The sequence below is a fragment of the Janthinobacterium sp. GW821-FHT03A03 genome (assembly GCF_059421435.1).
On record NZ_JBWKUZ010000018.1, the window covers coordinates 21,013 to 44,412 of the forward strand.

The 23,400-nt window shown below is 63.1% G+C and carries 26 protein-coding genes, 4 tRNA genes and 1 riboswitch; of the genes, 20 read left to right on the plus strand and 10 right to left on the minus strand.

The window, feature by feature from the left end; translation table 11 throughout:
- Nucleotides 1-18 precede the first annotated feature (18 nt).
- Nucleotides 19-143: riboswitch (ZMP/ZTP riboswitch) on the minus strand.
- 325 nt (nt 144-468) lie between these two features.
- The 9 genes from ybgC (at nt 469) to AC07VI_RS23570 (ending at nt 6,164) form a co-directional block, all read left to right on the plus strand.
- Nucleotides 469-870 (plus strand): tol-pal system-associated acyl-CoA thioesterase, encoded by a 402-nt coding sequence (gene ybgC, locus AC07VI_RS23530; RefSeq protein ID WP_086146071.1) that lies wholly within the window; start codon nt 469-471, stop codon nt 868-870.
- 46 nt (nt 871-916) lie between these two features.
- Entirely contained in the window at nt 917-1,606 is a 690-nt protein-coding gene (tolQ, locus tag AC07VI_RS23535) for a protein TolQ (protein WP_076570585.1), read from the plus strand.
- Between the two features lie 15 nt (nt 1,607-1,621).
- A complete protein-coding gene (locus AC07VI_RS23540; RefSeq protein ID WP_226936199.1) occupies nt 1,622-2,062 on the plus strand; it encodes an ExbD/TolR family protein in 441 nt (146 codons plus the stop codon).
- Between the two features lie 48 nt (nt 2,063-2,110).
- A complete protein-coding gene (gene tolA / locus AC07VI_RS23545) occupies nt 2,111-3,127 on the plus strand; it encodes a cell envelope integrity protein TolA (protein WP_492993062.1) in 1,017 nt (338 codons plus the stop codon).
- 5 nt (nt 3,128-3,132) lie between these two features.
- Nucleotides 3,133-4,401: a Tol-Pal system beta propeller repeat protein TolB gene (gene tolB / locus AC07VI_RS23550; protein WP_086146126.1), complete on the plus strand. Its 1,269-nt coding sequence runs from the start codon at nt 3,133-3,135 to the stop codon at nt 4,399-4,401.
- A 40-nt stretch (nt 4,402-4,441) separates the two neighbouring features.
- Nucleotides 4,442-4,963, plus strand: a complete 522-nt coding sequence (gene pal / locus AC07VI_RS23555; RefSeq protein ID WP_086146073.1) for a peptidoglycan-associated lipoprotein Pal — start codon at nt 4,442-4,444, stop codon at nt 4,961-4,963.
- 134 nt (nt 4,964-5,097) lie between these two features.
- Nucleotides 5,098-5,856 carry a tol-pal system protein YbgF gene (gene ybgF, locus AC07VI_RS23560; RefSeq protein WP_086146074.1) on the plus strand — a complete coding sequence of 253 codons (759 nt, stop codon included), beginning with the start codon at nt 5,098-5,100 and terminating at the stop codon, nt 5,854-5,856.
- Nucleotides 5,857-5,923: 67 nt separating this feature from the next.
- Nucleotides 5,924-5,999: transfer RNA gene (locus AC07VI_RS23565), tRNA-Lys, on the plus strand.
- A gap of 89 nt (nt 6,000-6,088) precedes the next feature.
- Nucleotides 6,089-6,164: transfer RNA gene (locus AC07VI_RS23570), tRNA-Lys, on the plus strand.
- A 66-nt stretch (nt 6,165-6,230) separates the two neighbouring features.
- Here the strand turns inward: AC07VI_RS23570 and AC07VI_RS23575 are convergent.
- The 3 genes from AC07VI_RS23575 to AC07VI_RS23585 form a co-directional block, all read right to left on the minus strand.
- Nucleotides 6,231-6,635, minus strand: coding sequence for a hypothetical protein (locus AC07VI_RS23575; RefSeq protein ID WP_086146075.1), 405 nt, complete (start codon nt 6,633-6,635; stop codon nt 6,231-6,233).
- 90 nt (nt 6,636-6,725) lie between these two features.
- A complete protein-coding gene (locus tag AC07VI_RS23580; protein ID WP_492993059.1) occupies nt 6,726-7,850 on the minus strand; it encodes an acyltransferase family protein in 1,125 nt (374 codons plus the stop codon).
- Nucleotides 7,851-7,972: 122 nt separating this feature from the next.
- Nucleotides 7,973-8,314: an ArsR/SmtB family transcription factor gene (locus AC07VI_RS23585; RefSeq protein WP_492993057.1), complete on the minus strand. Its 342-nt coding sequence runs from the start codon at nt 8,312-8,314 to the stop codon at nt 7,973-7,975.
- A gap of 106 nt (nt 8,315-8,420) precedes the next feature.
- On the opposite strand from AC07VI_RS23585, the gene AC07VI_RS23590 reads away from it, so the two are divergent.
- Nucleotides 8,421-9,509: an NADH:flavin oxidoreductase/NADH oxidase gene (locus tag AC07VI_RS23590; protein WP_492993055.1), complete on the plus strand. Its 1,089-nt coding sequence runs from the start codon at nt 8,421-8,423 to the stop codon at nt 9,507-9,509.
- On the opposite strand, the gene AC07VI_RS23595 is transcribed toward AC07VI_RS23590, so the two are convergent.
- The gene (locus AC07VI_RS23595) at nt 9,503-11,002 is read right to left on the minus strand and encodes an MDR family MFS transporter (RefSeq protein WP_492993053.1); all 1,500 of its coding nucleotides are present in this window, start codon (nt 11,000-11,002) and stop codon (nt 9,503-9,505) included. The two genes, AC07VI_RS23590 and AC07VI_RS23595, sit on opposite strands and share 7 nt — an antisense overlap.
- A complete protein-coding gene (locus AC07VI_RS23600) occupies nt 10,999-11,457 on the minus strand; it encodes a MarR family winged helix-turn-helix transcriptional regulator (protein WP_492993051.1) in 459 nt (152 codons plus the stop codon). Before AC07VI_RS23600 ends, AC07VI_RS23595 begins: the two co-directional genes overlap by 4 nt.
- Nucleotides 11,458-11,576: 119 nt before the next feature.
- Between AC07VI_RS23600 and AC07VI_RS23605 the strand changes: the two genes are divergently transcribed.
- Together AC07VI_RS23605 and AC07VI_RS23610 are read left to right on the plus strand one after the other, a co-directional pair.
- Nucleotides 11,577-11,652, plus strand: a tRNA-Lys gene (locus AC07VI_RS23605).
- 72 nt (nt 11,653-11,724) lie between these two features.
- Nucleotides 11,725-11,800, plus strand: a tRNA-Lys gene (locus AC07VI_RS23610).
- A gap of 53 nt (nt 11,801-11,853) precedes the next feature.
- On the opposite strand, the gene AC07VI_RS23615 is transcribed toward AC07VI_RS23610, so the two are convergent.
- The gene (locus AC07VI_RS23615; RefSeq protein ID WP_492993049.1) at nt 11,854-12,588 is read right to left on the minus strand and encodes an AraC family transcriptional regulator; all 735 of its coding nucleotides are present in this window, start codon (nt 12,586-12,588) and stop codon (nt 11,854-11,856) included.
- 96 nt (nt 12,589-12,684) lie between these two features.
- Between AC07VI_RS23615 and AC07VI_RS23620 the strand changes: the two genes are divergently transcribed.
- A complete protein-coding gene (locus AC07VI_RS23620; protein WP_086146079.1) occupies nt 12,685-12,942 on the plus strand; it encodes a hypothetical protein in 258 nt (85 codons plus the stop codon).
- 68 nt (nt 12,943-13,010) lie between these two features.
- Nucleotides 13,011-13,619 (plus strand): IMPACT family protein, encoded by a 609-nt coding sequence (locus AC07VI_RS23625; RefSeq protein ID WP_099375186.1) that lies wholly within the window; start codon nt 13,011-13,013, stop codon nt 13,617-13,619.
- 67 nt (nt 13,620-13,686) lie between these two features.
- Here AC07VI_RS23625 and AC07VI_RS23630 read toward each other — a convergent pair whose 3' ends face one another.
- From AC07VI_RS23630 to AC07VI_RS23645, 4 genes are all read right to left on the minus strand, one after another.
- Nucleotides 13,687-14,280: a hypothetical protein gene (locus tag AC07VI_RS23630; RefSeq protein WP_492993046.1), complete on the minus strand. Its 594-nt coding sequence runs from the start codon at nt 14,278-14,280 to the stop codon at nt 13,687-13,689.
- Nucleotides 14,281-14,305: 25 nt separating this feature from the next.
- Nucleotides 14,306-14,848, minus strand: a complete 543-nt coding sequence (locus AC07VI_RS23635; protein ID WP_099375187.1) for a hypothetical protein — start codon at nt 14,846-14,848, stop codon at nt 14,306-14,308.
- 96 nt (nt 14,849-14,944) lie between these two features.
- On the minus strand, nt 14,945-15,334 hold the full coding sequence (locus AC07VI_RS23640; protein ID WP_086146083.1) for a hypothetical protein: 390 nt from the start codon (nt 15,332-15,334) through the stop codon (nt 14,945-14,947).
- Between the two features lie 13 nt (nt 15,335-15,347).
- Entirely contained in the window at nt 15,348-15,725 is a 378-nt protein-coding gene (locus AC07VI_RS23645; RefSeq protein ID WP_086146084.1) for a nuclear transport factor 2 family protein, read from the minus strand.
- Nucleotides 15,726-15,997: 272 nt separating this feature from the next.
- Here AC07VI_RS23645 and AC07VI_RS23650 point away from each other — a divergent pair, with 272 nt between their 5' ends.
- The 6 genes from AC07VI_RS23650 (at nt 15,998) to AC07VI_RS23675 (ending at nt 23,398) form a co-directional block, all read left to right on the plus strand.
- Nucleotides 15,998-17,398: an L-cystine transporter gene (locus tag AC07VI_RS23650; RefSeq protein ID WP_099375189.1), complete on the plus strand. Its 1,401-nt coding sequence runs from the start codon at nt 15,998-16,000 to the stop codon at nt 17,396-17,398.
- A gap of 80 nt (nt 17,399-17,478) precedes the next feature.
- The gene (locus AC07VI_RS23655; RefSeq protein ID WP_492993043.1) at nt 17,479-18,243 is read left to right on the plus strand and encodes a histidine phosphatase family protein; all 765 of its coding nucleotides are present in this window, start codon (nt 17,479-17,481) and stop codon (nt 18,241-18,243) included.
- 16 nt (nt 18,244-18,259) lie between these two features.
- Nucleotides 18,260-19,159 (plus strand): NAD(P)H-hydrate dehydratase, encoded by a 900-nt coding sequence (locus tag AC07VI_RS23660; protein ID WP_226936193.1) that lies wholly within the window; start codon nt 18,260-18,262, stop codon nt 19,157-19,159.
- A gap of 160 nt (nt 19,160-19,319) precedes the next feature.
- Nucleotides 19,320-21,833, plus strand: coding sequence for a TonB-dependent receptor plug domain-containing protein (locus tag AC07VI_RS23665; protein ID WP_492993041.1), 2,514 nt, complete (start codon nt 19,320-19,322; stop codon nt 21,831-21,833).
- A 17-nt stretch (nt 21,834-21,850) separates the two neighbouring features.
- The gene (locus tag AC07VI_RS23670; protein ID WP_099375191.1) at nt 21,851-22,786 is read left to right on the plus strand and encodes an SAM hydrolase/SAM-dependent halogenase family protein; all 936 of its coding nucleotides are present in this window, start codon (nt 21,851-21,853) and stop codon (nt 22,784-22,786) included.
- A gap of 258 nt (nt 22,787-23,044) precedes the next feature.
- On the plus strand, nt 23,045-23,398 hold the full coding sequence (locus AC07VI_RS23675; RefSeq protein ID WP_492993039.1) for a hypothetical protein: 354 nt from the start codon (nt 23,045-23,047) through the stop codon (nt 23,396-23,398).
- Nucleotides 23,399-23,400 lie beyond the last annotated feature (2 nt).

The following is a 23,400-nucleotide window of genomic DNA, read 5'->3' on the forward strand; positions in this document are numbered from 1 at the left end:
CTCTTCGTGCATTTCCATAGGGGCTGCCCAGGCGAACGGCTGATGAAATCTCACGTTTCCCGGTGGGTGTCCACCTTTCGCCGCTTGGCCGACCGCCACATGGTGGAGATCGCCCCGACTTTTCGCCAGTCACGTGAGACGTAATGGAAATCAAATTGTAAGTTAAGTGCCCAAATTGAGCAAGGAATGCAACCGTGCGGCTATAATCGCCGCGCGCCGCCGCGCGCCGCCGCAGCCGAGGCATGGCCGCAGGCCGCCGCGGGGCATGGCTGCGGCCCTTAAGCTGGCCTTAAACCTGGCGGCGGCATGTAAGCGTATGTTACGAAGCTTGCCATTGCGCCCCCCGGATTTACAATGCTGCGGTGCAACTTATATGCAGCTTTTGCATGGCTTTCCAGCAAGCGCCCACAGTCACAACAAGAAAAATCGCGTAAAATGTTGCTCAATCTCACTACTGGCGCAATAAACATGCCTTCAGTCTTTACCTGGAACGTACGTGTCTACTATGAAGACACCGACGCCGGCGGCATCGTCTACTACGCAAACTACCTGAAATTCTTCGAACGCGCGCGCACCGAATGGCTGCGCGCCATCGATGTGGGCCAGCAGGAATTGCTGCAACAACACGACGCGATGTTCGTTGTCAAAAGCGTCAACGCCGACTATCATGCGCCCGCCAGGCTCGATGACACGGTAAGATTGACATTAAGCATAGAGAAAATGGGGCGCGCCTCCATCGTTTTCCTGCAACAAGCCTGGTGCGGCGACGTCCTGCTCAACACGGCACGCGTCAAGATCGGCTGCGTCGATTCGGCACTGCGCCCGCGCGCCGTGCCCGATGCGGTAGCGGCCCGCATGCGCGCCGCCTGAGCCCCGCCCGCCACCCCGGATAATTCACACAACAGACTGCCAGCCAATGAACGTTACACAAGATCTTTCTTTCCTCGCGCTCATCACCAATGCCCATTTGATCGTGCAACTGATCATGGCCCTGCTGCTGCTGATTTCCCTGACCAGCTGGACCTATATTTTCCGCAAGATGTTTGCCGTGCGCCAGGCGCGCAAGCAGACCATCGAATTCGAACGCAGCTTCTGGGCCGGCGGCAACCTGCATGCGCTGCACCAGAACGCCAGCGGCAACCGCGACCAGAGCGGCGCGCTGGCCCGCATTTTTGATGCCGGCATGGGCGAATTCATCAAGGGCAAGGCATCGTACGGCTCGCGCGAAGCGCTGGACGTCGGCGCCGTGCTCGACGGCGCCCGCCGCGCCATGCGCGCCGCCTTCCAGCGTGAAATGGACGCGCTCGAATCGCACCTGGCCTTCCTCGCCTCCGTCGGCTCCGTCTCGCCCTACATCGGCCTGCTCGGCACCGTCTGGGGCATCATGAACGCCTTCCGCGGCCTGGCCAACGTGCAGCAAGCCACCCTGGCCGCCGTCGCGCCCGGCATTGCCGAAGCACTGATCGCCACGGCCATCGGCCTGTTCGCGGCCATTCCCGCCGTCGTCGCCTACAACCGTTTTTCGCACGACATCGACCGCCTGGCGATCCGCTTCGAGAGCTTCGTCGAGGAATTCTCCAACATCCTGCAGCGCCAGTCGCGCTAAGAGGGGGCAAGGTCCATGGGTTCCTCCTTCAATAGCGGCGGCATGCGCGGCGGCCGCGGCCGCAAGTTCAAGTCCGAGATCAACGTCGTGCCGTATATCGACGTGATGCTGGTGCTGCTGATCATTTTCATGGTGATGCCGTCGTCGAACAATCCCAGCGTGGTGAACCTGCCCAACGCGGAAAGGTCGGCGAAACCGCCCGATGACTATATCCAGATCGTGCTCAAACCGAATGGTTCGCTGTCGATCGGCGTGATCGGCAAGGAACAGCTGGCGCCGGAAACGGAACCGAACCGCGACGCCCTGCTGCGCAAGCTGCGCGGCTTGCACGAAAGCAATCCCGACTATCCCGTGATGATCGCGGGCGACAAGGAAAGCAAGTACGACGACGTGATCCAGCTCATTTCGGAAGCGAAAAAGATGGGCATTACCAGAGTCGGCCTGGCCACCAAGTAAGCGCAGCACCCTGTTTCCAGACTTGACCGTTTTTAGATAGACTAGACTTTGCAGACCAAACCAATCGACCATGTACTCGGCAAGCCCTACAGCGTGCCGCGCGAACGCAGCCGCTGGCCCTCGCTGGGCCTGGCGCTGGCGATGCACCTTGGCCTGCTGTTTTTCCTGTGGGTGGGCGTACACTGGCAAAGTACGGAACCTGTCGCCGTCGAAGCGGAAGTGTGGGACCTGAAAGTGCAGACGGCCGCGCCGCCGCCCGAGGTGGCGACGGAACCGGAGCCGACACCGGCGCCGGAACCGCAAGTGGAACAGCCGGCCCCGCCGCCACCGCCGCCCGTGGCCGCGCCCGAGCCGAAGGTCGACCTGCGCGAGGCGGAAATCGCCCTCGAGCGCAAGAAGGCCAAGCTGAAGGAAGAAAAAGAAAAAGCGGCAGAGCAAGAACGCCGCAAGCAGGAACAGAAGGAACGCGAGGAAGAAAAGCGCGAGCTGGAAAAACAGAAGCAGAAAGAAAAAGACAAGGCTGACAAGCTGGAGAAAGAAAAGGCAGAAAAGGCCGACAAGCTGGAAAAAGCCAAGCAGGCCAAAGAGAAAGCGGCGGAAGAGAAAGCCGAGAAAGAATTGGCCGAGAAAAAAGCCGCGGCGGAAAAAGCGGCCAAGGCGAAAAAAGCGGCGGAAGAGAAAAAAGCAGCCGACAAGGCGCGCGCCGCGGAAATGAGCCGCATCACGGGTGCGGCGGGCGCCGGCACAACGGGCACGGCCGCGAAAGCGACCGCGCCGCGCAAGGACAGCGGCTATGTCGCTGCCCTGACGAGCAAGATCAAGAGCAATATCGCGTACAGCGGTAGCACGGACGTGCCGGGCAACCCGCGCGCCGTGTTCAAGATCGAGCAACTGCCAACTGGGGAAATTATTTCGGTCCGAAAGATAAAAAGTAGCGGCCTGCCGGCGTATGACAGCTCGGTGGAAAACGCCATTAATAAATCGTCGCCACTGCCGAAGAAAAAAGACGGCACCGTGGAGCGCGAGATTGAACTCATATTCGAGATGAAGGATTTGCCTAAATGATGACCATGAAAAAAATGAGCTACGTCGTGCTCTGCGCCGGCCTGATGCTGGGCGCGGCCGGCGCCCAGGCGCAATTGCGCGTGGAAATTACAGGGATAGGCAGCAATCAGATCCCGGTGGCCGTCGCCAGCTTTGTCAATGAATCGGCGGCGCCGCAATCGCTGTCGGGCATTATCAAGGCCGACCTGGCGCGCAGCGGCGTGTTCAAGCTGATCGACGCCGATGCGCCCGTGTCGGAAACGGCGCCCGTCGGCTACGAGCAGTGGAAGTCGCGCGGCGCCGACGCGCTGGCGGCCGGCACCGTGCAAAGCATGGCCGATGGCCGCCTGGACGTGCGCTACAAGCTGTTCGACACCATCAAGGGCGCGCAGATCTCCAGCATGAACAATGCGGCCGCGCCGCAGTTCAACCGCCTGCTCGCGCATAAAATCGCCGACGACATCTATGAAAAGTTGACGGGCGTCAAAGGCGCGTTCGCCACGCGCATCGCCTACGTCACGCAATCGGGCCGCGAATACCGCCTGGAAATCGCCGACGCCGACGGCGAAGGCATCCAGGTCGCCCTGCGTTCGAACGAGCCGATCATTTCGCCGTCGTGGTCGCCGGACGGCACCAAGGTGGCGTATGTATCGTTTGAAAAGAAAAAGCCCATCGTCTACGTGCAAAACCTGGTGACGCGCCAGCGCACCATCGTATCGAATGAAAAAGGCAGCAACTCGGCGCCAAGCTGGAGCCCGGACGGCTCGCGCCTGGCCGTGGCCCTGTCGCGCGACGGCCATACCCAGGTCTACACCGTCAATGCCGACGGCAGCGGCTTGCGCCGCGTCAGCAGCAGCAGCGGCATCGATACGGAACCCCAATTCTCGGCCGATGGCCAAAGCATTTACTTCACCAGCGATCGCAGCGGCGGACCACAAATCTACCGCATGTCGGTCAGCGGCGGCGAAGCCAAGCGCGTGACGTTTGGCGGCTCCTACAACATCAGCCCGCGGATTTCGTCCGACGGGAAGACACTCGCTTATATTTCCCGTCGCGACGGCAATTTCCAGCTCTACGCGCTCGACCTGGCTAGTGGCCAGGAACTGCGCCTGTCGGACACCGCCAACGACGAATCACCGAGCTTTTCGCCCAACGGGAAATATATCATGTACGCGACCGAATCCGGACGACGCAAGTCGCTGGCAGTGGTATCGGTGGATGGCCGCGTCAAACAGCGTTTGACTACGCAAGCTGGCAATATCAAGGAGCCCACCTGGGGTCCTTTCATGAAGTAATGCAGTACGTTTTACCTTAACCATGACCCGGAGAATAAAAATGAGTAACTTTAAAAGTTTGGCTTTCATCGCCGCTACCGCCGCCCTGTTGTCGGCTTGCAGCACCCCTGTGAAACTGGCAGAAACCCCAGTCGTCGAGCGCGCTCCTGAAAAAGTCGCAGCACCAGTTGACACCCGTCAAGTTCAGCCAGTAACGACCGCATCGGTCGATCCACTGGACGATCCAAAAGGCGTGCTGGCTAACCGCAGCATCTACTTCGACTTCGACAAATACGTCGTGCGCGAAGCGGACACCCCAGTCGTGCAAAACCACGCTGCTTACCTGGTAAAAACCCCATCGCGCAAGATCCTGATCCAAGGTAACACCGATGAACGCGGCGGCGCCGAGTACAACCTGGCCCTGGGCCAGAAACGTGCTGAAGCCGTGCGCAAGTCGATGGCCGCCCTGGGCGTGCCGGAAGGCCAGATGGAAGCCGTGTCGCTGGGCAAAGAAAAGCCTAAGGCACAAGGCAGCAACGAAGCAGCATGGGCAGAAAACCGCCGCGCTGACATCGTTTATTGATGTATACAGGTGAGCGCGGCAGCATTGACGCTTACCTAACTGGCCAGTCATAGGCATAATAATGGGGCGCAGCGCGGTGATTCACCGCCCGGCGCCCCGTTTGCATGCTTGCGTAACCTTTGAAAGCCCGACTCATGATGACATTCTCGAAAGCCGGCGTCGCCGCCGCCCTGATGGCCGCATTTGCCTACCTGCCCCTGCACGCCAACGCAGCCCTGTTCGACGACGACGAAGCCCGCAAGGCCATCCTGGAACTGCGCTCGAAGGTCGACGCACTGGCGCGCGACGTGAACAGCCGCATCGATACCAAGGCGGACAAGACCAGCACCTTGAGCCTGATCAACCAGCACGACCAGACCATGCAGGAGATCGCCCGCCTGCGCGGCCAGATCGAAGTGCTGGGCAACGACCTGGCCAACGCGCAAAAGCGCCAGAAGGATTTCTACGCCGACCTCGACGCGCGCCTGCGCAAGCTCGAACCACGGCAAGTCAACATCGACGGCCAGGAAGCGGCCGTGGGCGTGTCCGAGCAAAGCGCGTATGAAGCCGCCTTCGGCCTGTTCAAGTCGGGCGACTACAAGGGCGCCGTCTCGGCACTAGACGGCTTCGTCAAGCGCTACCCGGAATCGGCCTACGCGGCCAATGCGCAATACTGGCTGGGCAACGCCTATTACGCCCAGCGCGACTGCAAGAGCGCCATCAGCGCCCAGCAAGCCGTCGTGAAGAACTACCCGGACAGCCCGAAGGCGGCCGACGCCATGCTCAACATCGCCAGCTGCTACACGGAGCTGAAAGACAAGGCCAACGCCACCAAGACTTACAACGCGCTGATCTCGCGCTATCCGGAGTCCAGCGCCGCCCAGACGGCCAAGGAACGGGCCGGTAAAAAGTAAAACCGGGGAAAAAGTTGCCCGTTAGGTTTGACAGAATCCCGGGCACCCCCTATAATCTTTCTTCTTCGGGTCGTTAGCTCAGCTGGTAGAGCAGCGGACTTTTAATCCGTTGGTCGCAGGTTCGAATCCCGCACGGCCTACCACGAATACGCAGTACTGATCTGCTTGCGAGTTGTTATAGCAAGCATTTTTTTACGGCACAGTGTTACCGAAGTTGTTGTAAAAAGTTTTTGGGTCGTTAGCTCAGCTGGTAGAGCAGCGGACTTTTAATCCGTTGGTCGCAGGTTCGAATCCCGCACGGCCTACCAAATACTATGAAGAAGCCAACCGTTCGCGGTTGGCTTTTTTGTTTTGCACCGCCGTTTCAGCCCTGCCTAGAAACAGCTCTGCTCCATGATCCATGGGCGCATGTACACCACTTTATTGTCGGCTTTTGCGTATTCAAAATCAATAAAGCGGCGCTGCGGACACATCAGTTCCAGATTTCGCTTGTTGCAACTCACCCTCTCCACGACGACGGGCTCCTTCCCGCTGCCCTTTACGTAGCCAGTGATGATAAGCACCTCCCCCTTGCGGAAATACTCACCCTCCGTGCAAGTAAATCCCGCATCGCTGATCCGCTTGATCGCCTCACCCTTGTCGATGCCCATGATATTGAACTGGCCCACCTGCTTCAGGTGCGCCTCTTTTGTCAGGCGCGTCCAGGAACAGGCGCTCAGGCCCAAGGTGGTCGCCAGCACGACTGCCGTTACCTTCATGAAAGTGATGGTGGAACGCATGCGTCTCCTTGCTATCGTTATATTTCGAACAAGCAAGACTAACAGAGATTGACATTTCCGCATAGCAACTACCGCCACCCATGGCGGGATTCAGGCCGAAACGGTCCGCATGTCGGCCCTCCCCACCCACGCCTGCATCGCCCGTCCCAGCGGCACCTCCACCCAGCGGTAAAACGCGGCCCCGGACGCCAGGCTGGCGCCCCAGGCCGTCAGCATGCCCAGCGCCTGCCACTCGGGTTCCAGCGGCACATAAGTAATAAACAAGGCATTCACCAGCAGGCTGACGGGAAAGTGGACGAGGAAGACGGCATATGAGATGCGCCCCAGGGTGTTGACGATGTTCCACGCGCCGCCCTGCGCTGGCGTGCGGGCGCGGCCGAACAGGAACAGGGCGCAGGCGACGATCAGGGCCAGGGCGATACGGCTGCGGTAGTCGATGGGCAACCCCAGCAGCACGGGCACGGCGGCCATGGCCATGAGCGCGGCCATGGCGCCCGGTTTGCGGGCCGGGTCGCCGGCCCACCAGGCCAGCATGCCAAGGCCATAGCTGCCGAAGAAGTACGGCGCCCAGTTATCCCAGCCCGCGTCGAGATTGAAATACAGCAGGGAAAAGGTGATGCCCACGGCGACGGCCAGCGGCATCAGCCAGTTCCGGCGCCGCCGGCCCGCCAGGCGGCCGCCCAGCCACAGCAGCGACACCGTCAGCAGGTACAGCTGGAAATCGATGGCCACGTACCAGGCGCCAGCCGACAGCGATTCATAGCCGAGCACGCCGTGCAGCAGCAAGGCATGGGCGCTCAGCTGGCCCAGGGTGACGGCGGCCGACATGGAATCGTGCTGCATCCAGATGCCGGCCACAGGCGTAATGACGGCGGCGAGCAGGGTGGCCGCCAGGAAAGGCGGCGCCAGCTTGGCATAGCGGCGCCAGATCGCCCGCAGCGGAGCGGCAATGCCGGGCTGGCCGGCCGGCGACAGCGACTTGGCGGCCAGGAAGCCGCCGATGACGAGAAATACTTGCACGGCGATGCGGGCGCTGCCGCCCAGCCAGTCCAGCAACGCGGGCCACAGCGGCTGCACGTAATCGGACATGGGGCCGTAAAACGCCAGGTGATGCAACACGATCAACTGCGCCGCGCCCGCCTTCAAACCATTGATCCAGCCAAACTGCGGACGATGTGCCAGGTCCGCCTGTGATACCACTGCTGCTGCCGTCATTCCCATCCCTTGCCGTGCCAGGTAGTATCGCCGGCCCGTCGCACAACGGGCGCGCGGCCGGGGATTTACCGAAAGGCCGACATGATAGCCGAGCCTGGCAAATGACGGGGCACGGCAGGCGGCTAAGCTGCCGGCTTTTTCGCCTCCGGCTGCCCGGGCGCCAATGGCTGCTGCGCCAGGATGGCGCCGAGCAAGCCGGGGAAGCGGCTCTCGATATCGGCGCGGCGCAGGGTGTTCATGTGCGTCGTGCCCGCGTTTTCCGTATGGACGAGGCCCGCTTCGCGCAAGACCTTGAAATGGTGGGAGACGGTCGACTTCGGCCGCCCGCCGTCGAGGTCGCCGCAAGCGGCCGCCTCCACCCTGGCCAGGTGGCGCACGATGTCGAGGCGTATGGAATCGCTCAAGGCATACAGCACTCTTTCAAGCACGAATTCGCTGGCGGCGGGATGTTTGTGTGGACGCATGAGCACAATCATACAGCATGCGCTATACTAATTCCATTATTCGAATATTTACGAACTACCGAATCAGCATCTCCCCACTCTCCTACCAACAAACATAAAGGCCACCATGTCCGCCCTCTTCCAGCCCTACACCCTCAAAAATATCACCCTGCGCAACCGCATCGCCGTGCCGCCCATGTGCCAATACATGGCCGTCGATGGCCAGGCCAACGACTGGCATCTGTCGCATTACGCGGGCATGGCCCGTGGCGGCGCGGGGCTGGTGATCGTCGAAGCGACGGCCGTGGCGCCCGAAGGCCGCATCACGCCCGGCTGCACGGGCATCTGGAACGATGATCTGGCGCAAGCGTTCGTGCCCGTCGTGAAAGCCATCAAGGCGGCCGGCTCCGTGCCCGGCATCCAGATTGCCCACGCGGGCCGCAAGGCCAGCGCCAACCGCCCATGGGAAGGCGACGACCACATTCCTGAAGGCGACGCGCGCGGCTGGCAAACCATCGCCCCGTCCGCCATCGCCTTCGGCGGCGGCCTGCCGAAAGTGCCGCGCGCCATGGACCTCGACGATATCGCCCGCGTGAAACAGAACTTCGTCGACGCGGCCGTTCGCGCCCGCGAAGTGGGCTTCGAGTGGCTGGAACTGCACTTCGCCCACGGCTACCTGGCGCAAAGCTTCTTTTCCGCCCATTCGAACCAGCGCGACGATATCTATGGCGGCAGCGTGGAAAACCGCAGCCGCTTCCTGCTGGAAACATTGAAAGCCGTGCGTGAAGTATGGCCCGAGCACCTGCCGCTGACCATCCGCTTCGGCGTGCTGGAATTCGACGGCCGCGACGAGCAAACCCTGCTCGAATCGATCGGCCTCGTGCGCCAGTTCAAGGATGCGGGCATGGATATGCTCAGCGTCAGCATGGGCTTTACCATTCCCGACGTGGCTATCCCGTGGGGTCCCGCCTTCATGGGGCCGATCGCCGAGCGCGTGCGCCGCGAAGCGGGCGTGCCCGTCTCGTCCGCCTGGGGCTTCGGCACGCCGGCCATCGCCGAGCGCGTCGTCAAGGAAGAGCAGCTGGACGTGGTGATGGTGGGCAAGGCGCACCTGGCCAATCCGCACTGGGCATACTTTGCCGCCAAGGAACTCGGCGTGGAGCGCGCCTCGTGGACCCTGCCGGCGCCGTACGCGCACTGGCTGGAACGCTACTGATCGTCCTTCACCGTTGCCGGATGCCCCTCCAGGGGCAGTTCCGGCAGGAACAGCAGGAAAACCAGCGCCACCAGCAGCAGCACGGCGCCGGCGCCAAACACGCTGGCGATGGCATGGCGGTACACCTCCACCGTCTGCGCCGCCGCATGCGCGCCGAGCGCCGACACGGCTTCCACGCCATGTTGGTGCAGCTGGTGCGCCAGGATGGCGCCGGACGCCGTCACGCCGAGCAAGCCGCCCAGCGAACGGAAAAAGGCCAGCATGGCCGTGCCCACGCCCCGGCGCGCCAGGGGCAAGGCATTTTGCACGGCGATCGTCATGTTCGGCATCACCAATCCTAATCCCGTGCCGAGCAGGAAGATGGCCGGCTCGATGATCCAGTAGCCGCGCGACGTTTCCATGGCCCAGGCCAGCACGGCAAACGCCAGCAGCGCCACCGCCAATCCCGCCACCTGCACCATCTTGTACTTGCCCGAGCGCGACAGCACGCGGCCGTTGAACATCGACGACGCCACCAGCCCCACCATCATCGCCACCGTCATCACGCCGGACTCTGCCGGAGTGGTGCCCATCACCAGCTGGAAGAACAGGGGGAAGAAGACGCTGGCGCCCATCAGGCCCATGAAGGTCATGGCCATCACCAGGCTGGCGATATTGAAGGTGCGGTTCTCGAACAGCTCGGGCGGCAGCACGGGTTCGTCCACCCGGCCCACGTGGAAGGCTAGCCAGGCGCCCAGCAGCACGGCGACGCCGCCGCACACCTTGATGGCCAGCGCATCCCACGGCCACTCCGTGCCGCCCAGCGCCAGCACCAGCAGGGCTGCCGTGACGGCGCCCGTCAGCAGCGCAGACCCCAGGTAGTCGATCTTGTGCGCATGCGTGCGCGCCGGCTTGCGCATGGCGCGCGCGATGATGACGAAGGCGGCCGCGCCCACGGGCAGGTTGACATAGAAAATCCAGTGCCACGACAGGGCATCCGTGATCACGCCGCCCAGCACGGGCCCCAGCACGCTGGTGATGGCATACACGATGGGCACCATGCCCTGCCGCTTGCCCCGCTCGGCCGGCGGCACGATGTCGCCGATGATGATCTGCGCCAGCGGCATGAAGCCGCCCGCACCGAGGCCCTGGATGGCGCGGAAGACGATCAGTTCCGTCATGTTCTGCGCCAGCCCGCACAGCACGGAACCAAGCAAAAAGGTCAGCAGCGCCGTAAAGATCATCGGGCGGCGGCCATACTGGTCGGCCAGCTTGCCATACAGGGGCATGGTGGCCGTCGACGCCAGCACGTAGGCCGTCACCACCCACGACAGGTGCGCCATGCCGCCCAGGTCGTCGACGATGCGCGGCAAGGCCGTGGCGACGATGCTCTGGTCCAGCGCACCGAGGCCCAGCACGGCCATCAGGCCCAGATAGATGGCGCGCACTTCGCGCCCGGTGACGGATTTCGCGGCGTTTTTGTCTGCGCCTGCGGCGTGATCGTGGTCGCTCATGCCTGGCCGATCTCAAGCAGCGGCTGCATGGCCGCTTCCAGCGCATCGACCTGCTGCGGCGTCAGGCGGGCGATGCGCCGCGCCAGCGCATCGCGGCGCCGCGCGCGCAAGGTGTCGAGGATGGCCAGGCCTTGCGCGGACACCTGCAGGCCCGAGCGCCGGCGGTCCTGCGGATCGGGCGCGCTGCGCCCGACCAGCCCCGCCTCTTCGAGCGACTTGACCTGGGCGCTGACGGTCGGTCCGCGCACGTTCTGCAGCCGCGCCAGCGCGGCCACGCCGATGCCGGGCTGCTCGTGAATCAGCGCCAGCAGCATGTATTGCATCATCGATACGCCGCCCTCCAGCTCGCCCCCTTCGCGCTGCATGGAGCGCAGCAGGCGCTTGAACGCCAGGCGCAAGTCATCGGACAGCGCCAGCGCGCGCTCGGGGATGGGAAGGTCTTCGGTAGTGGGCATGGGAATATATAAATAGGTAGGCTATCTACCTATACTAGACCGTGCATGAGGGCCACGCAAGGCTTTTTTCCTCCCCGCCCTTCCCAAAACCGCCGTTGGCCGTCATAATAGCCGCCCTTGGGTCGTTAGCTCAGCTGGTAGAGCAGCGGACTTTTAATCCGTTGGTCGCAGGTTCGAATCCCGCACGGCCTACCAAGATTCAGCCGTCATCATGGCAAGCATGTTGATACGGCAAAGCGTTACCGCAGTGCAGTTGTAAAAGTTTTTGGGTCGTTAGCTCAGCTGGTAGAGCAGCGGACTTTTAATCCGTTGGTCGCAGGTTCGAATCCCGCACGGCCTACCAAATACTCAGAGAAGCCAACCGTTCGCGGTTGGCTTTTTTGTTTTGCGCGCCAGCTATTCTTCCCCATACCTGCCCGGCGTCACCCCCATCACCCTCTTGAACATGGCGATGAAGGCGCTGACGTTGTCGTAGCCCAGGTCCAGCGCAATCGTCGTGACGGGCTGGCCGGCGGCCAATCGTTCCAGGGCGCGCAGGATGCGGGCGCGCTGGCGCCAGGCGGACGGCGTAAAGCCCGTTTCGATGGTAAAACGGCGCGCCAGGGTGCGCGGCGAGACGCCGGCCCAGGCGGCCAGCGCTTCCACGCCCCGTTCGTCGGCCAGGTCGTCGAGCACGGCGCGCGCCACGCGCAGCAGGCGCGGGTCCGTGGGCAGGGGCAAGCCGAAGGATTCGTGCGGCGCGGCGGCGATCTCGTCGAGGATCACGCCCGCCACGCGGGCTTGCCGCGCGTCCGGTGCGCCCTCGTCCCAGGTGCTGGCGCGGCCCACCGCCTCGCGCAGCAAGCCCGAGACGCGCATCACGCACGGCGCGGCGGGCAAGCCGGCGCAGCTGGCCTCCTCCACATACACGCTCCAGCCCGCAAACGGGCCATGCGAACGCAGCGCATGGACGTGATGGGGCGGCATCCACACGCAGTGGCTGGCCGGCACCACCCACTGGCCGCTGTCGGCCGTAACGGAGAGCAAGCCCCGCATGGCGCCGAACAGCTGGCCGCTGGCATGGCGGTGCGCCCCCGTCACCCGCTCTTGCGGCTGGACAATGCGCATGGCGCGCAGCAGCGCGGCAGACATATTTGGCGGATTTGACGTATCGAATGACATAAACAGCGCAGACAAGACAATCCGCCCATCATACAGTGAAGTCTTTCCAACTGTCAGGAGTTCACCATGCGTGCAGAAGACGTCTTAGCCGATCAACAAAACCAGGGCCAGTTCAACGGCGTCACCGTGCGCAAGGGCACGGTGGGGGCTTTTCTCGCCAATGCCCGGCTGTGGCTGGACGACGCCAGCAGCAGCGACGACAAGGCCATCGCCGAGCGCGACATTGTCGACGCCCTGCCCGCCCTGCACGCGCTGGGACTGTTCGACATCGTGCAGGTGCGCGATGCGGCGCTGCGCGAACTGGTCGCCGTCGCAACGGAGTAAGCGGCCACCGGCTCGTCCACGGCGCGCATTTCCTCTATCATGCTGCTTTGCCCGCCTTCGCACCCGCCATGCCGTTTACCATCGCCAGCCCCGTCCACAGCGAACTGATCATCAAGAAAAGCCGTTTCATCGGTTGCGTGCAGCCGATGACGGACCGCGCCAGCGCGCAGCAGGTGGTCAATGACTTGAAGGCGCAGCATCCGGGCGCCTGCCATGTGTGCTGGGCGCTGCTGGCGGGCGGGCAGTCGGCGGCCGTCGACGATGGCGAACCGAGCGGCACGGCCGGGCGGCCCATGCTCGACGTGCTGCGCCACCAGGACCTGGAAGGCGTGCTGGCCACCGTCGTGCGCTATTTCGGCGGCATCAAGCTCGGTGCGGGCGGCCTGGTGCGCGCCTACACGGACAGCGTGGCACAGGCACTCTTGCAGGCGGAAAAGACGGCCATCGTGCGCCAGCGCAGCCTGCGCTGCACGGTGCCGTATGCGATGGAAGGCATGCTGCGCCGCGAACTCGACGGCGCCGGCGCCACCCTGCTGAACGTGGAACACGGCGACGCCGTGCTGTTCGACTTCAGCCTGCCTGAAACGGCGGCCACCGCCCTGCTGGCCCACCTGCATGAGGCGGGCAATGGGCGGATACAGTGGCTGGACGCGCAGGATAGCGACGGCGAGTCATAGTCAACAGGCGCATTGCTGCCGGGCGCCATCAGTCACATTCGGTTATCTATGCGTACCGGAGGCGCGCCTAACGGATTTCTATCTTTTCAACTCTGACATTGTTCAATTTAATGCCGGTCAAGGACTGCATTATTTCGTCAGAAATTAACACTCCACCAAATTCAGTCCAGGAAATTTCACGGATCACGTTGACGCTGGTATTGGCATACCTCCTCCCTCGCCCAAAGCCGAATGTCACACCACAGGCAGGGCAAGCCGCAATTTTTGCAGCCACGACTCTTTCACCATCCATTACTGCTGGCTGATCACCAAAGAGCAGAACCCATGGCGCTTGGCCAACAAATGCGAAGTGACTCGCCATCTTCCTCGCAGGATCACCGAGATAGATGTCGCCGAAGCGTAAGAATTCGTTTATGCGCTCCGGCAGCAATTTCCGCAGTCTGGCGGACAAGATGGACGGCGATAACCGTCCCACTGAAAACATATCTGCTTTTGTAGGAATGCGCTGATCTACGACCACGGCGAAATCGCCTTCATTCCCGGGCATATAACTTCCGCAGTCCGTACAGATGCCTGCACCGACATGCCCGCTCGTCCACGCATCATTGGCGTCCACCACATCTGTTGCACAATAATACAGATGCCACATGCATTTTTTCATGGCTTTGCCTTAACAAGCACCATCGTCATGGATAGCGCTGCTCCAGATATCCATTCGGAAACACGTGGAAAATATTGTCCATCTGTCCGTCTACATAGCCGAACAGAATCTGATATTCGGTATGGTTTTCCTGGCCATGCTCTTTCTGGTAGACCTTGATGGACTGGAGGAGATCGTCCTCATACAGGTAATCGTAACTAGCTTCTCCAAATTTTCCGAAATTAATGTCCTGCGCGATGCGTGCCCCGTCAAGAAAACTGAGCATGACATTCCTCAAGCTCCCGCTGGCATTGAAGTGCACGCTTTTAAGCTCGCCGCGCTCATGAAAATAGAAGCTCCTGTTGATGACAGCAGCAGATACGCCATAGCTTTCCGCCAAGATGACCCTGCCCTCCCCATCGAGATAGTAGACATGAGTGTCTTTCAACTTCGCGGGCAGTGACTTTAGCGCTTTTCCCGGCTTAAAACCGGCCCTTTGCGCTTCGAATGGCCTGACGTTACACAACGGCCCTTTGCTGATCAGCGTTCGCGCCGCGCGCTGTTTGACGGCATCTGAATAAGTCGCCATGAAAAAGTCGGATTCTGACGCTATCGCGTGGAATTGCTCGCCCAGTTTTTGGATTTCAATAATGATATATCGCTCCCGCTACGACACTTCCTGCAATCAAGTCCTGCCTGGGCGCTTGATCTGCAACAAGATGAAATGCGTCCACGCCAGCGCCGGCAACACCATCAGCAGTAACATCAGTCCGGCCGGCATGTCCGGCACGAAACGCACGAAGCAGGCGAGAAAACCGGCGATGGCCAGCCAGAAGCGCCAGTTGAATGCATAGGCCTTGCGCGCCACTGTCGCCAGCGCGATGCGCCAGAATTCCAGCAAGGCCCACAGGCCGCCCGTCAGCAGCAGCGCGGCCAGCGCGTTGGCGCCGGGGGCGTCAGACCAGGTGCGCACCAGGTTGTACAGCAGCACGGGATAGCCGGCCGTGACGGCCAGCGTGGCGGGGCCGGCGGCGATGACAGCTTCAAACAGCTGCCCTTTGGAACGATGATCCACTAATTGATGCTCCTCAAGCCACGACGCCGGAATGGGCGGCGATCACTTGCAGCGCGCCGGCCGCGTCCTGCGCCCAGACGCGCGTAAAACGGAAGTCGCCATGCGTTTCCACGTCGTGATAACTGCCCGTCAGCTGCATGCGCACGGAGACCACGGCCACGTTGCCGTTGATGCGCACATGGCGCTCGGAGGCACGCAAGTCCGTGATGGTCAGCAGGCGCTGCTCGTGCGCGGCCAGGTCCGCATGCTTGCTCAGCAAATGACCCAGATGATTGGTAAACAGCAATTCATCGGCCAGCAAGCCATTCAGCGCGGCCACGTCCGAGGCCATCATGGCCAGGCGCAAGCGCTCCTCGGCATCGAGTACCTGCACTTCCGTTAAAGCATTCATCTTTTTCCTTGAAAATAATTATAACAACGTTAACAAACAGGCAAGACATGCAAAACATGCTGGCATGAAATCGTCTTTTTCACAATCGGCCGAAAGACTTATGCCTGTGGAGCATATTCATATAGCGTAATATTCGCAGCGGTATTGCGCAAAACGCCACCATAGTACTGTACAGTGCTTGCCCTTCCGCACCGGGCTGTCGCAAATATTCACTGTGGCAAAGTTGCATTTACCCCCTGCAGTCTCGAATAAAACCAAGATAAGGCCCCTACATGGCAATTAATATCATTCTGAACCTGCTCGTTGCGTTGCTCGTCTTCGCCTTCATGTTCCACCAGCAACGCAAGCACGCGACGTTCACCGTGCGCGTCTTCACGGGCCTGGGCCTGGGCGTGCTGCTGGGCGCGGCCGTGCAGTGGCTGTACGGCGCTGGCTCGCCCATCATCGCCGGCACCAATGAATATATCGACATCGTCGGCAGCGGCTACGTCAAACTGCTGCAGATGATCATCATGCCGCTGATCATGGTGTCCATCATTTCCGCCATTTTAAAGCTCAAGGATGCGAGTTCCCTGGGCAAGATCAGCGCGCTGACCATCGGCACCCTGCTCATTACCACCACGATCGCCGCCGCGCTGGGCATTTTGATGGCCAAGCTGTTCGGTCTGACGGCCGTCGGCCTGACATCGAGCGCGGCCGAAGTGGCGCGCGGCGTGCAGCTGCAAGGCTCGCTGGAAACGGCGAAAGCCCTGTCGCTGCCGAAACTGCTGGTCAGCTTCGTGCCGACCAACCCCTTCCTCGACATGACGGGCGCGCGCAAGACGTCGACCATCGCCGTGGTCGTGTTTTCGATCTTCATCGGCATCTCGGCCACGGGCATCGCGGCGAAAAAGCCGGAAATCTTTGCCTCCTTCGAGCACTTCATGAAAGTGGCGCACGCCGTCGTCATGCGCATGGTCACCCTGGTGCTGCGCCTGACGCCCTACGGCGTGTTTGCGCTGATGTTTGAAGTGGTGGCGTCGTCGAGCTACACGGACATCTTGAAACTGATCAACTTCGTCGTCGCCTCCTACAGCGCGCTGATATTGATGTTCCTCGTGCATCTGGCCATCATCGCCGGCGTGGGCCTGAACCCTTTGCGCTTCGTCAAGAAAGTCTTCCCCGTGCTGGCCTTCGCGTTCACCTCGCGCACCAGCGCCGGTTCGATCCCGATGAGCGTGCAGACGCAAACCCAGCGCCTGGGCACGCCGGAAGGCATCGCCAACTTCGCCGCCTCGTTCGGTTCGACCATCGGCCAGAATGGCTGCGCCGGCATCTATCCGGCCATGCTGGCCGTGATGATCGCCCCCACCGTCGGCGTCGATCCATTTACGCTCAGCTTCCTGCTGCCGCTGCTGGCCATCATCACCATCGGTTCCGTCGGCGTGGCCGGCGTGGGCGGCGGCGCCACGTTTGCCGCCCTGATCGTGCTGTCGGCAATGGACCTGCCCGTGGCGCTGGCCGGCTTGCTGATCTCCGTCGAACCGCTGATCGACATGGGCCGCACGGCCCTCAACGTAAGCGGTTCGATCACGGCCGGCACCGTCACCAGCCGGGTCATGGGCGAAACCGACCTGGCCGTCTACAACAGCGACGACGCGCCGGACCTGGACGAAGCGGAACACGCCGCCTAAGGCTGTCCGCAGCGGCGCGCCGCGCCTTGCCGCTTTCGTCTATATTGAATCGCAGTCAATACGGAGGAAGGCGCAAGGCGATGGAACAGAAATGGCCGCAGCAAATCTGGATCGTGCGTCACGGCCAAAGTGCCGGCAACGTGGCGCGCGATGCCGCCGAAGCGGAAAAACAGTTATTGATCGCCATCGCCGAGCGCGACGTCGACGTCCCCCTCTCCGAGCTTGGCGCGCGCCAGGCGCAAGCGCTCGGCGACTGGTTCGCCACCCTTCCCCCTGAACGACAACCGACCGTCGTGCTGTATTCGCCGTATGTGCGGGCGCAGCAGACGGCGCAAGCCGTGCTGGCGCGCATCGGTGCCGACAGCTTGAACTCCGTGGCGGCCGACGAGCGCCTGCGCGAAAAGGAATTCGGCATCCTCGACCGCCTGACCGTGCACGGCATCGCCAGCAAATACCCGGAGCTGTACGAACAGCGCCAGCACGTCGGTAAATTTTACTTTCGCCCGCCGGGCGGCGAAAGCTGGTGCGACGTCATCCTGCGCCTGCGCAGCGTGCTCGACACCATCACGCGCGAATACCGGGGCGAACGGGTGCTGATCGTCGGCCACCAGGTCATCGTCAATTGCTTCCGCTACCTGCTCGAGCGCTGCGACGAACACGCCATCCTGGCCATCGACAAGGCGGCCGACGTCCCCAATTGCGGCATCACCTCGTATGCCTTCAATCCCGCCCTGGGCAGGCACGGCAAGCTGCAGCTGGACCTGTGCAACTTCGTCGCGCCGCTGGAAGCGGCCGGCACGCCCGTCACGGCCCAGCCCGACATGCCGGCCGCGCCGAAATCCTGATCCTTCGGAGGTATGCTTGGACGCCACTGCCATCACCCCTTCCCTGCTGCGCTCCTGGCCCCTGCCCATGCCCGCCCCCGATGGCGACAAGGAAGTGCGCGGCCATCTGCTGATCGTCGCCGGCTCGGCGGAAATGCCGGGCGCCATTGTGCTGGCGGCCACGGCGGCGATGCGCGCGGGCGCGGGCAAGCTGACCCTGGCGACGGGCGCGTCGGTGGCGGCGCAAGTGGCCATCGCCATGCCGGAGGCGCGGGTCATCGGCCTCGATGAAACGGCGCAGGGCGGCTTCCGCCACGAGGCGCGCCACCAGCTGGCGCCGCTGGCGGGCAAGGTCGATGCCGTGCTCGTCGGGCCAGGCATGTGCGACACGACCGCCTGCTGCGAACTGATGCGCCACCTGCTGCCCCTGTTTGCCGACAGCCGGCTGATTCTCGACGCCCGCGCCATGCAAGTCGTGCGCCAGCCGGCGCAGCAGGGCTCGCAGTTCAATTTTAAGCAGCCCGTGCTGCTGACGCCGCATGCGGGCGAGCTGGCCCAGCTGATGGGCTTGAACAAGGACGCCGTGCTGGCCGACCCGCATGGCTGCGCCGTGGAAGCGGCGCGGCGCTGGCATGCCATCGTCGCCCTGAAAGGCGCGCTGACCGTCATCGCCATGCCCGATGGCACAAGCTGGACGCATGGGGCACACGCAGGCGGCAATATCGGCCTGGCCATCTCCGGTTCCGGCGACACGCTGGCCGGCATCATCACGGGCCTGGCCGCGCGCGGCGCGCCATTGGAGCAGGCCTGCGCCTGGGGCATTGCCCTGCATGCGCTGGCGGGCGAGCAGCTGGCCCTGCGCTTCGGCATCCTCGGCTACCTGGCGCGCGAAATCCCGGCCGAGATTCCGGCCCTGCTGCGTAATCTGGCGCCATGAGCTGGCGCCCTGAGCTGGCGCCCTGAGCGCTGCCACCCTGAGCGGCGCGGCATGGAAACAACAGCCATAAGCATATCCATAAAGAATCGTTCGCCCAGGCAACAACCTCCCTTAAGCTCATCCCATTGTTTTCAGATGAACAAGCTTAAAGGATACCGCCGTGCACCTGCGCCATTCATACGCCCCCCATTCCCTTCCCGCCACGCCGCTGCGCGCCATCGTGCTGGCCTGCGCCATGCTGGGCGCGCCTTCCGCCTGGGCCCAGGATGCGCAAGCTAGCGCCAGCACCGGCGGCGCCACTGAAACGGCCGGCGCCAGCATCGACCAGGTCACCGTCGTCGGTTCGCGCGCGCGCAACCGCACCGTCTTCGACAGCAGCGTGCCCATCGACCGCTTCGGCGCCCGCGAAGTGAGCAATGCGCTGTCGACGGGCGACGTGGGCGCGGCCCTGCAAAACCTGTCGCCCTCGATCAACTTCCCCCGCATCGAGTCGAGCGGCGCGTCGGACTCCGTGCGCGGCATCCAGTTGCGGGGCCTTGCGCCCGACCAGGTGCTGGTGCTGATTAACGGCAAGCGCCGCCACACGAGCGCCGTACTCGACACGGAAAGCAGCTTTGCCGGCACCGTGCCGGTCGACATCAACGCCATTGCGCCGAACGCCATCGACCACATCGAAATCCTGCGCGACGGCGCGGGCGCCCAGTACGGCAGCGATGCCGTGGCGGGCGTGATCAACATCGTGCTGAAAAAGGCCCGCACGGGCGGCGCCGCCGCCGTCAGCTATGGCGCCAACCACACGCATTTCGATCCCACCGATCAAACCCTGACGGATGGCCAGACCGTCATCGTCAACGCCGACTATGGCGTGCCGCTGGGCGAGGCGGGATTCTTCCGCTTCGGCGCGGAAACGCGGCGCCGCTCGCCCACGGAACGGGCCGGTCCCAGCGACGCGGGCTGGACGTCCTACAACTTCACGCCGGCCGACCAGGCACTCGACGGCAAGGTGCTGTTCAAGTCGGGCGACTCGCGCCAGCGCAATAACTATTTGTTCTACAACACCCAGCTCACCCTGGCCAACGGCCTCGACCTGTACTCGTTTGCCACCCTCAACGAGCGCGCATCCGACGGCAGCGCCTACTTCCGCTATCCGGGCGACCCATCGAACGTGACGTCCCTGTATCCGCACGGCTACCGCCCCGTCACCAACGGCGACAAGCGCGACCTCAGCATCGTGGCCGGCGTGCGCGGCAGCGCGGGCGAGTGGAACTGGGACGCCAGCGCACGCCACGGCAGCGACCGTTTTGACTACGGCGTCAGTCACTCCGTCAACGCCTCGCTGGGCGCGGCCAGCCCCACCAGTTTCCACCTGGCCGGCTTCGACTTCCGCCAGGACGCCCTGAACATCGATGCCACGCGCAGCCTCGACATCGGCCTGCCGTCAGCGTTGAGCGTGGCCGTGGGCGCCGAATGGATGCGCGAAACCTACCAAAGCGCGGCCGGCGACCCCGCCTCGTATGCGGCCGGCAGCTTCACGGACGCGCCACCGGGGGCCCAGGCGGGACCTGGCCTGCGCCCATCGGACGCCTACGACGGCAGCCGGCAGATCCGCTCCGTGTATGCGGACGTGGAAAGCGACCTCACGCCGCGCCTGCTGGTGGGCGCCGCCGCCCGCTATTCCCATTACAGCGACTTCGGCAGCGCCAGCACGGGCAAGCTGTCCACGCGCTATAAAGTGACGGACAATTTTCTTGTGCGCGGCTCGCTGTCGAACAGCTTCCGTGCGCCGGCCCTCGTGCAGACGGGTTTCCGCTTCGCCACCTTGAACTTCAACGCCGATGGCACGGCCCTGCAAACGGCGGCCCTGCTGCCGGCCAGCGACGCGCTGGCGCGCAGCTTCGGCGCGCAACAGCTGAAGCCGGAAAAATCGGCCAACGTCTCGCTGGGCCTGGCCTGGAAACCGGCCCCCGCCACCAGCCTGACGGTGGACGCCTACGTGATCCGCATCCGCGACCGCATCACGCGCTCGAGCGACTTGCAAAGCGATGCCGTCACGGCCTACCTGGCCGCGAATGGCCGCAGCGACATCCAGTCCGTGGCCTACCTGGCCAATTTGCTCGACACGCGCACCAAAGGCCTGGACGTGGTGCTGAACCACGACCTGGCATTCGCGTCAGGCAAACTGAACCTGAACGCGGCCCTCAACCTGAACAAGACGACGCTCGACAAGGTGCGCCAGAGTTCCGCCGCGCTGGCCGCCATCGATCCCAGTTTGAGCCTGTTGACGGAGACGGGTTTGTTCCGCATCAAACATGCATCACCCAACAGCAAATTGATACTCGGCGCCGACTGGCAGGCGGCCGGCTGGGGCGTGCAGGCGCGCGCCACGCGCTTTGGCGAGCTGAAAGATTTTTCCTACGACAGCGATGCGCCGCTGATCGACGGCATCCCCGCCCAGCGCTTCGGCGCCGTCTGGTCGCTGGACCTGGAAGGCCAATTGAAATTGAGCAAGCAAGTGACGGTGAGCGTGGGCGGCAACAATATCCTCGACCGCTATCCGCAACGCGTGCGCCAGACGAACAACGCCACGTATGGCGGCGCCCTGCCCTACAATTTCATCAACCCCATCGGCGTCAATGGCGCGTATTTTTACGCCAAACTCAACTACACCTTCTAACGTCACGGAAAGAGCATATGATCATCAACCGGATTTCCCACCACGTATCCCATCTCGTCGCCGGCGCCTGCCTGAACGCCCTCCTGTTGTCCGCCGCCCAGGCTGCCGCGCCGCTGGTGCTGATGACGGACTTCGGCACGGCCGACGGCGCCGTGTCCGCCATGCATGGCGTCGCCTATGGCGTCGATCCCCAGCTCACCATCTCGGACCTGACGCACCAGATTCCCGACTACGACATCTGGCTGGGCGCCTACCGCCTGTACCAGACGGCCAACTACTGGCCGCAAGGCACGGTGTTCGTCTCCGTCATCGATCCGGGCGTGGGTACCAGCCGCAAGTCGGTGGTGCTGAAAACCCAGGGTGGCCGCTATTTCGTGGGGCCGGACAACGGCTTGTTCACCCTGATCGCCGAGCGCGACGGCGTGGCCGAACTGCGCGAAATCGATGAAAACGTCAACCGTCTGGCGGGCTCCGGCGAGTCCTACACCTTCCATGGCCGCGACGTGTACGCGTATGTCGGTGCGCGCCTGGCCTCGGGCGCCATCAGCTATGAACAGGTGGGACCGACATTGCCCAGCGCATCCGTGGTCAAGATCGCCTATCAAAAACCTGTGCGCGACGGCAATACCATCCGCGGCATCGTGCCCGTGCTGGACGTCAAATATGGCAATGTCTGGACGAATATCCCGAAATCCCTGCTCGACGAATTGCAGGTGAAACTGCACGATCCGCTGCAGGTGCGCATCTTGCACAAGGGCAAGCAAGTGGCCAAGGTCACGGCGCCGTTCGAGCACACGTTTGGCGGCGTCGCCAAGGGCAAGCCCCTGGTCTACCTGAACAGCCTGCTCGACGTGGCCGTGGCCATCAGCCAGGGCGATTTTGCCGCCAAGCACCACGTCGCATCGGGCGTGGACTGGGAAGTGGAAGTGAGCAAGGTTTCGTCGTCGAAATAAGCATGGCCGGCGGCCGGGACGTCCTGTCCTGGCGCCTCCCCTCCCGTTCACGTGGCGCGCTTGCGCCATGTCAAAGCAGATCGTCTCTCTCCCCGCCGATGGCTGCTGATTTGTAAATCCCGTGAACCTGCGCGCGCCTGCCTACTCTAATTTTTGCAAGCGATGCCAGCCTTGCTAAGACAGCCTGCCCGCGCCGTGGCAGCCTGCCTGGCAAGCGATGCTCACCCACGAAAGCTTTCCAACGAGAAAGGAACAATCATGACGGCCCCACTCCCTAGCACCAGCAAGCTTGTCCTCGGCACCGCCATCGTGTGCGCGTTGCTGGGCGGCTGCAACAAGCACAATGAGTCCACCACCACGGCGCCGGCAGCCACGCCCAACACGGCGCCCGCCACCACGCCCGGCACGGGCGGCAGCGGCACCTCGGGCACCAGCGGCACCACCACGCCGGATGCCACCACGCCCGCCACCCCATCCGTTGCACCGGGCACCACCGCCAACCCCGACGGCACGACGACGCCGCCGGCGACCCCGCCCGGCACCACGCCGGGAACCGGAACCGGAACCGGGACCGGGTCCGAGACCACCACGCCGCCGCCACGCCGCAGCTAGCA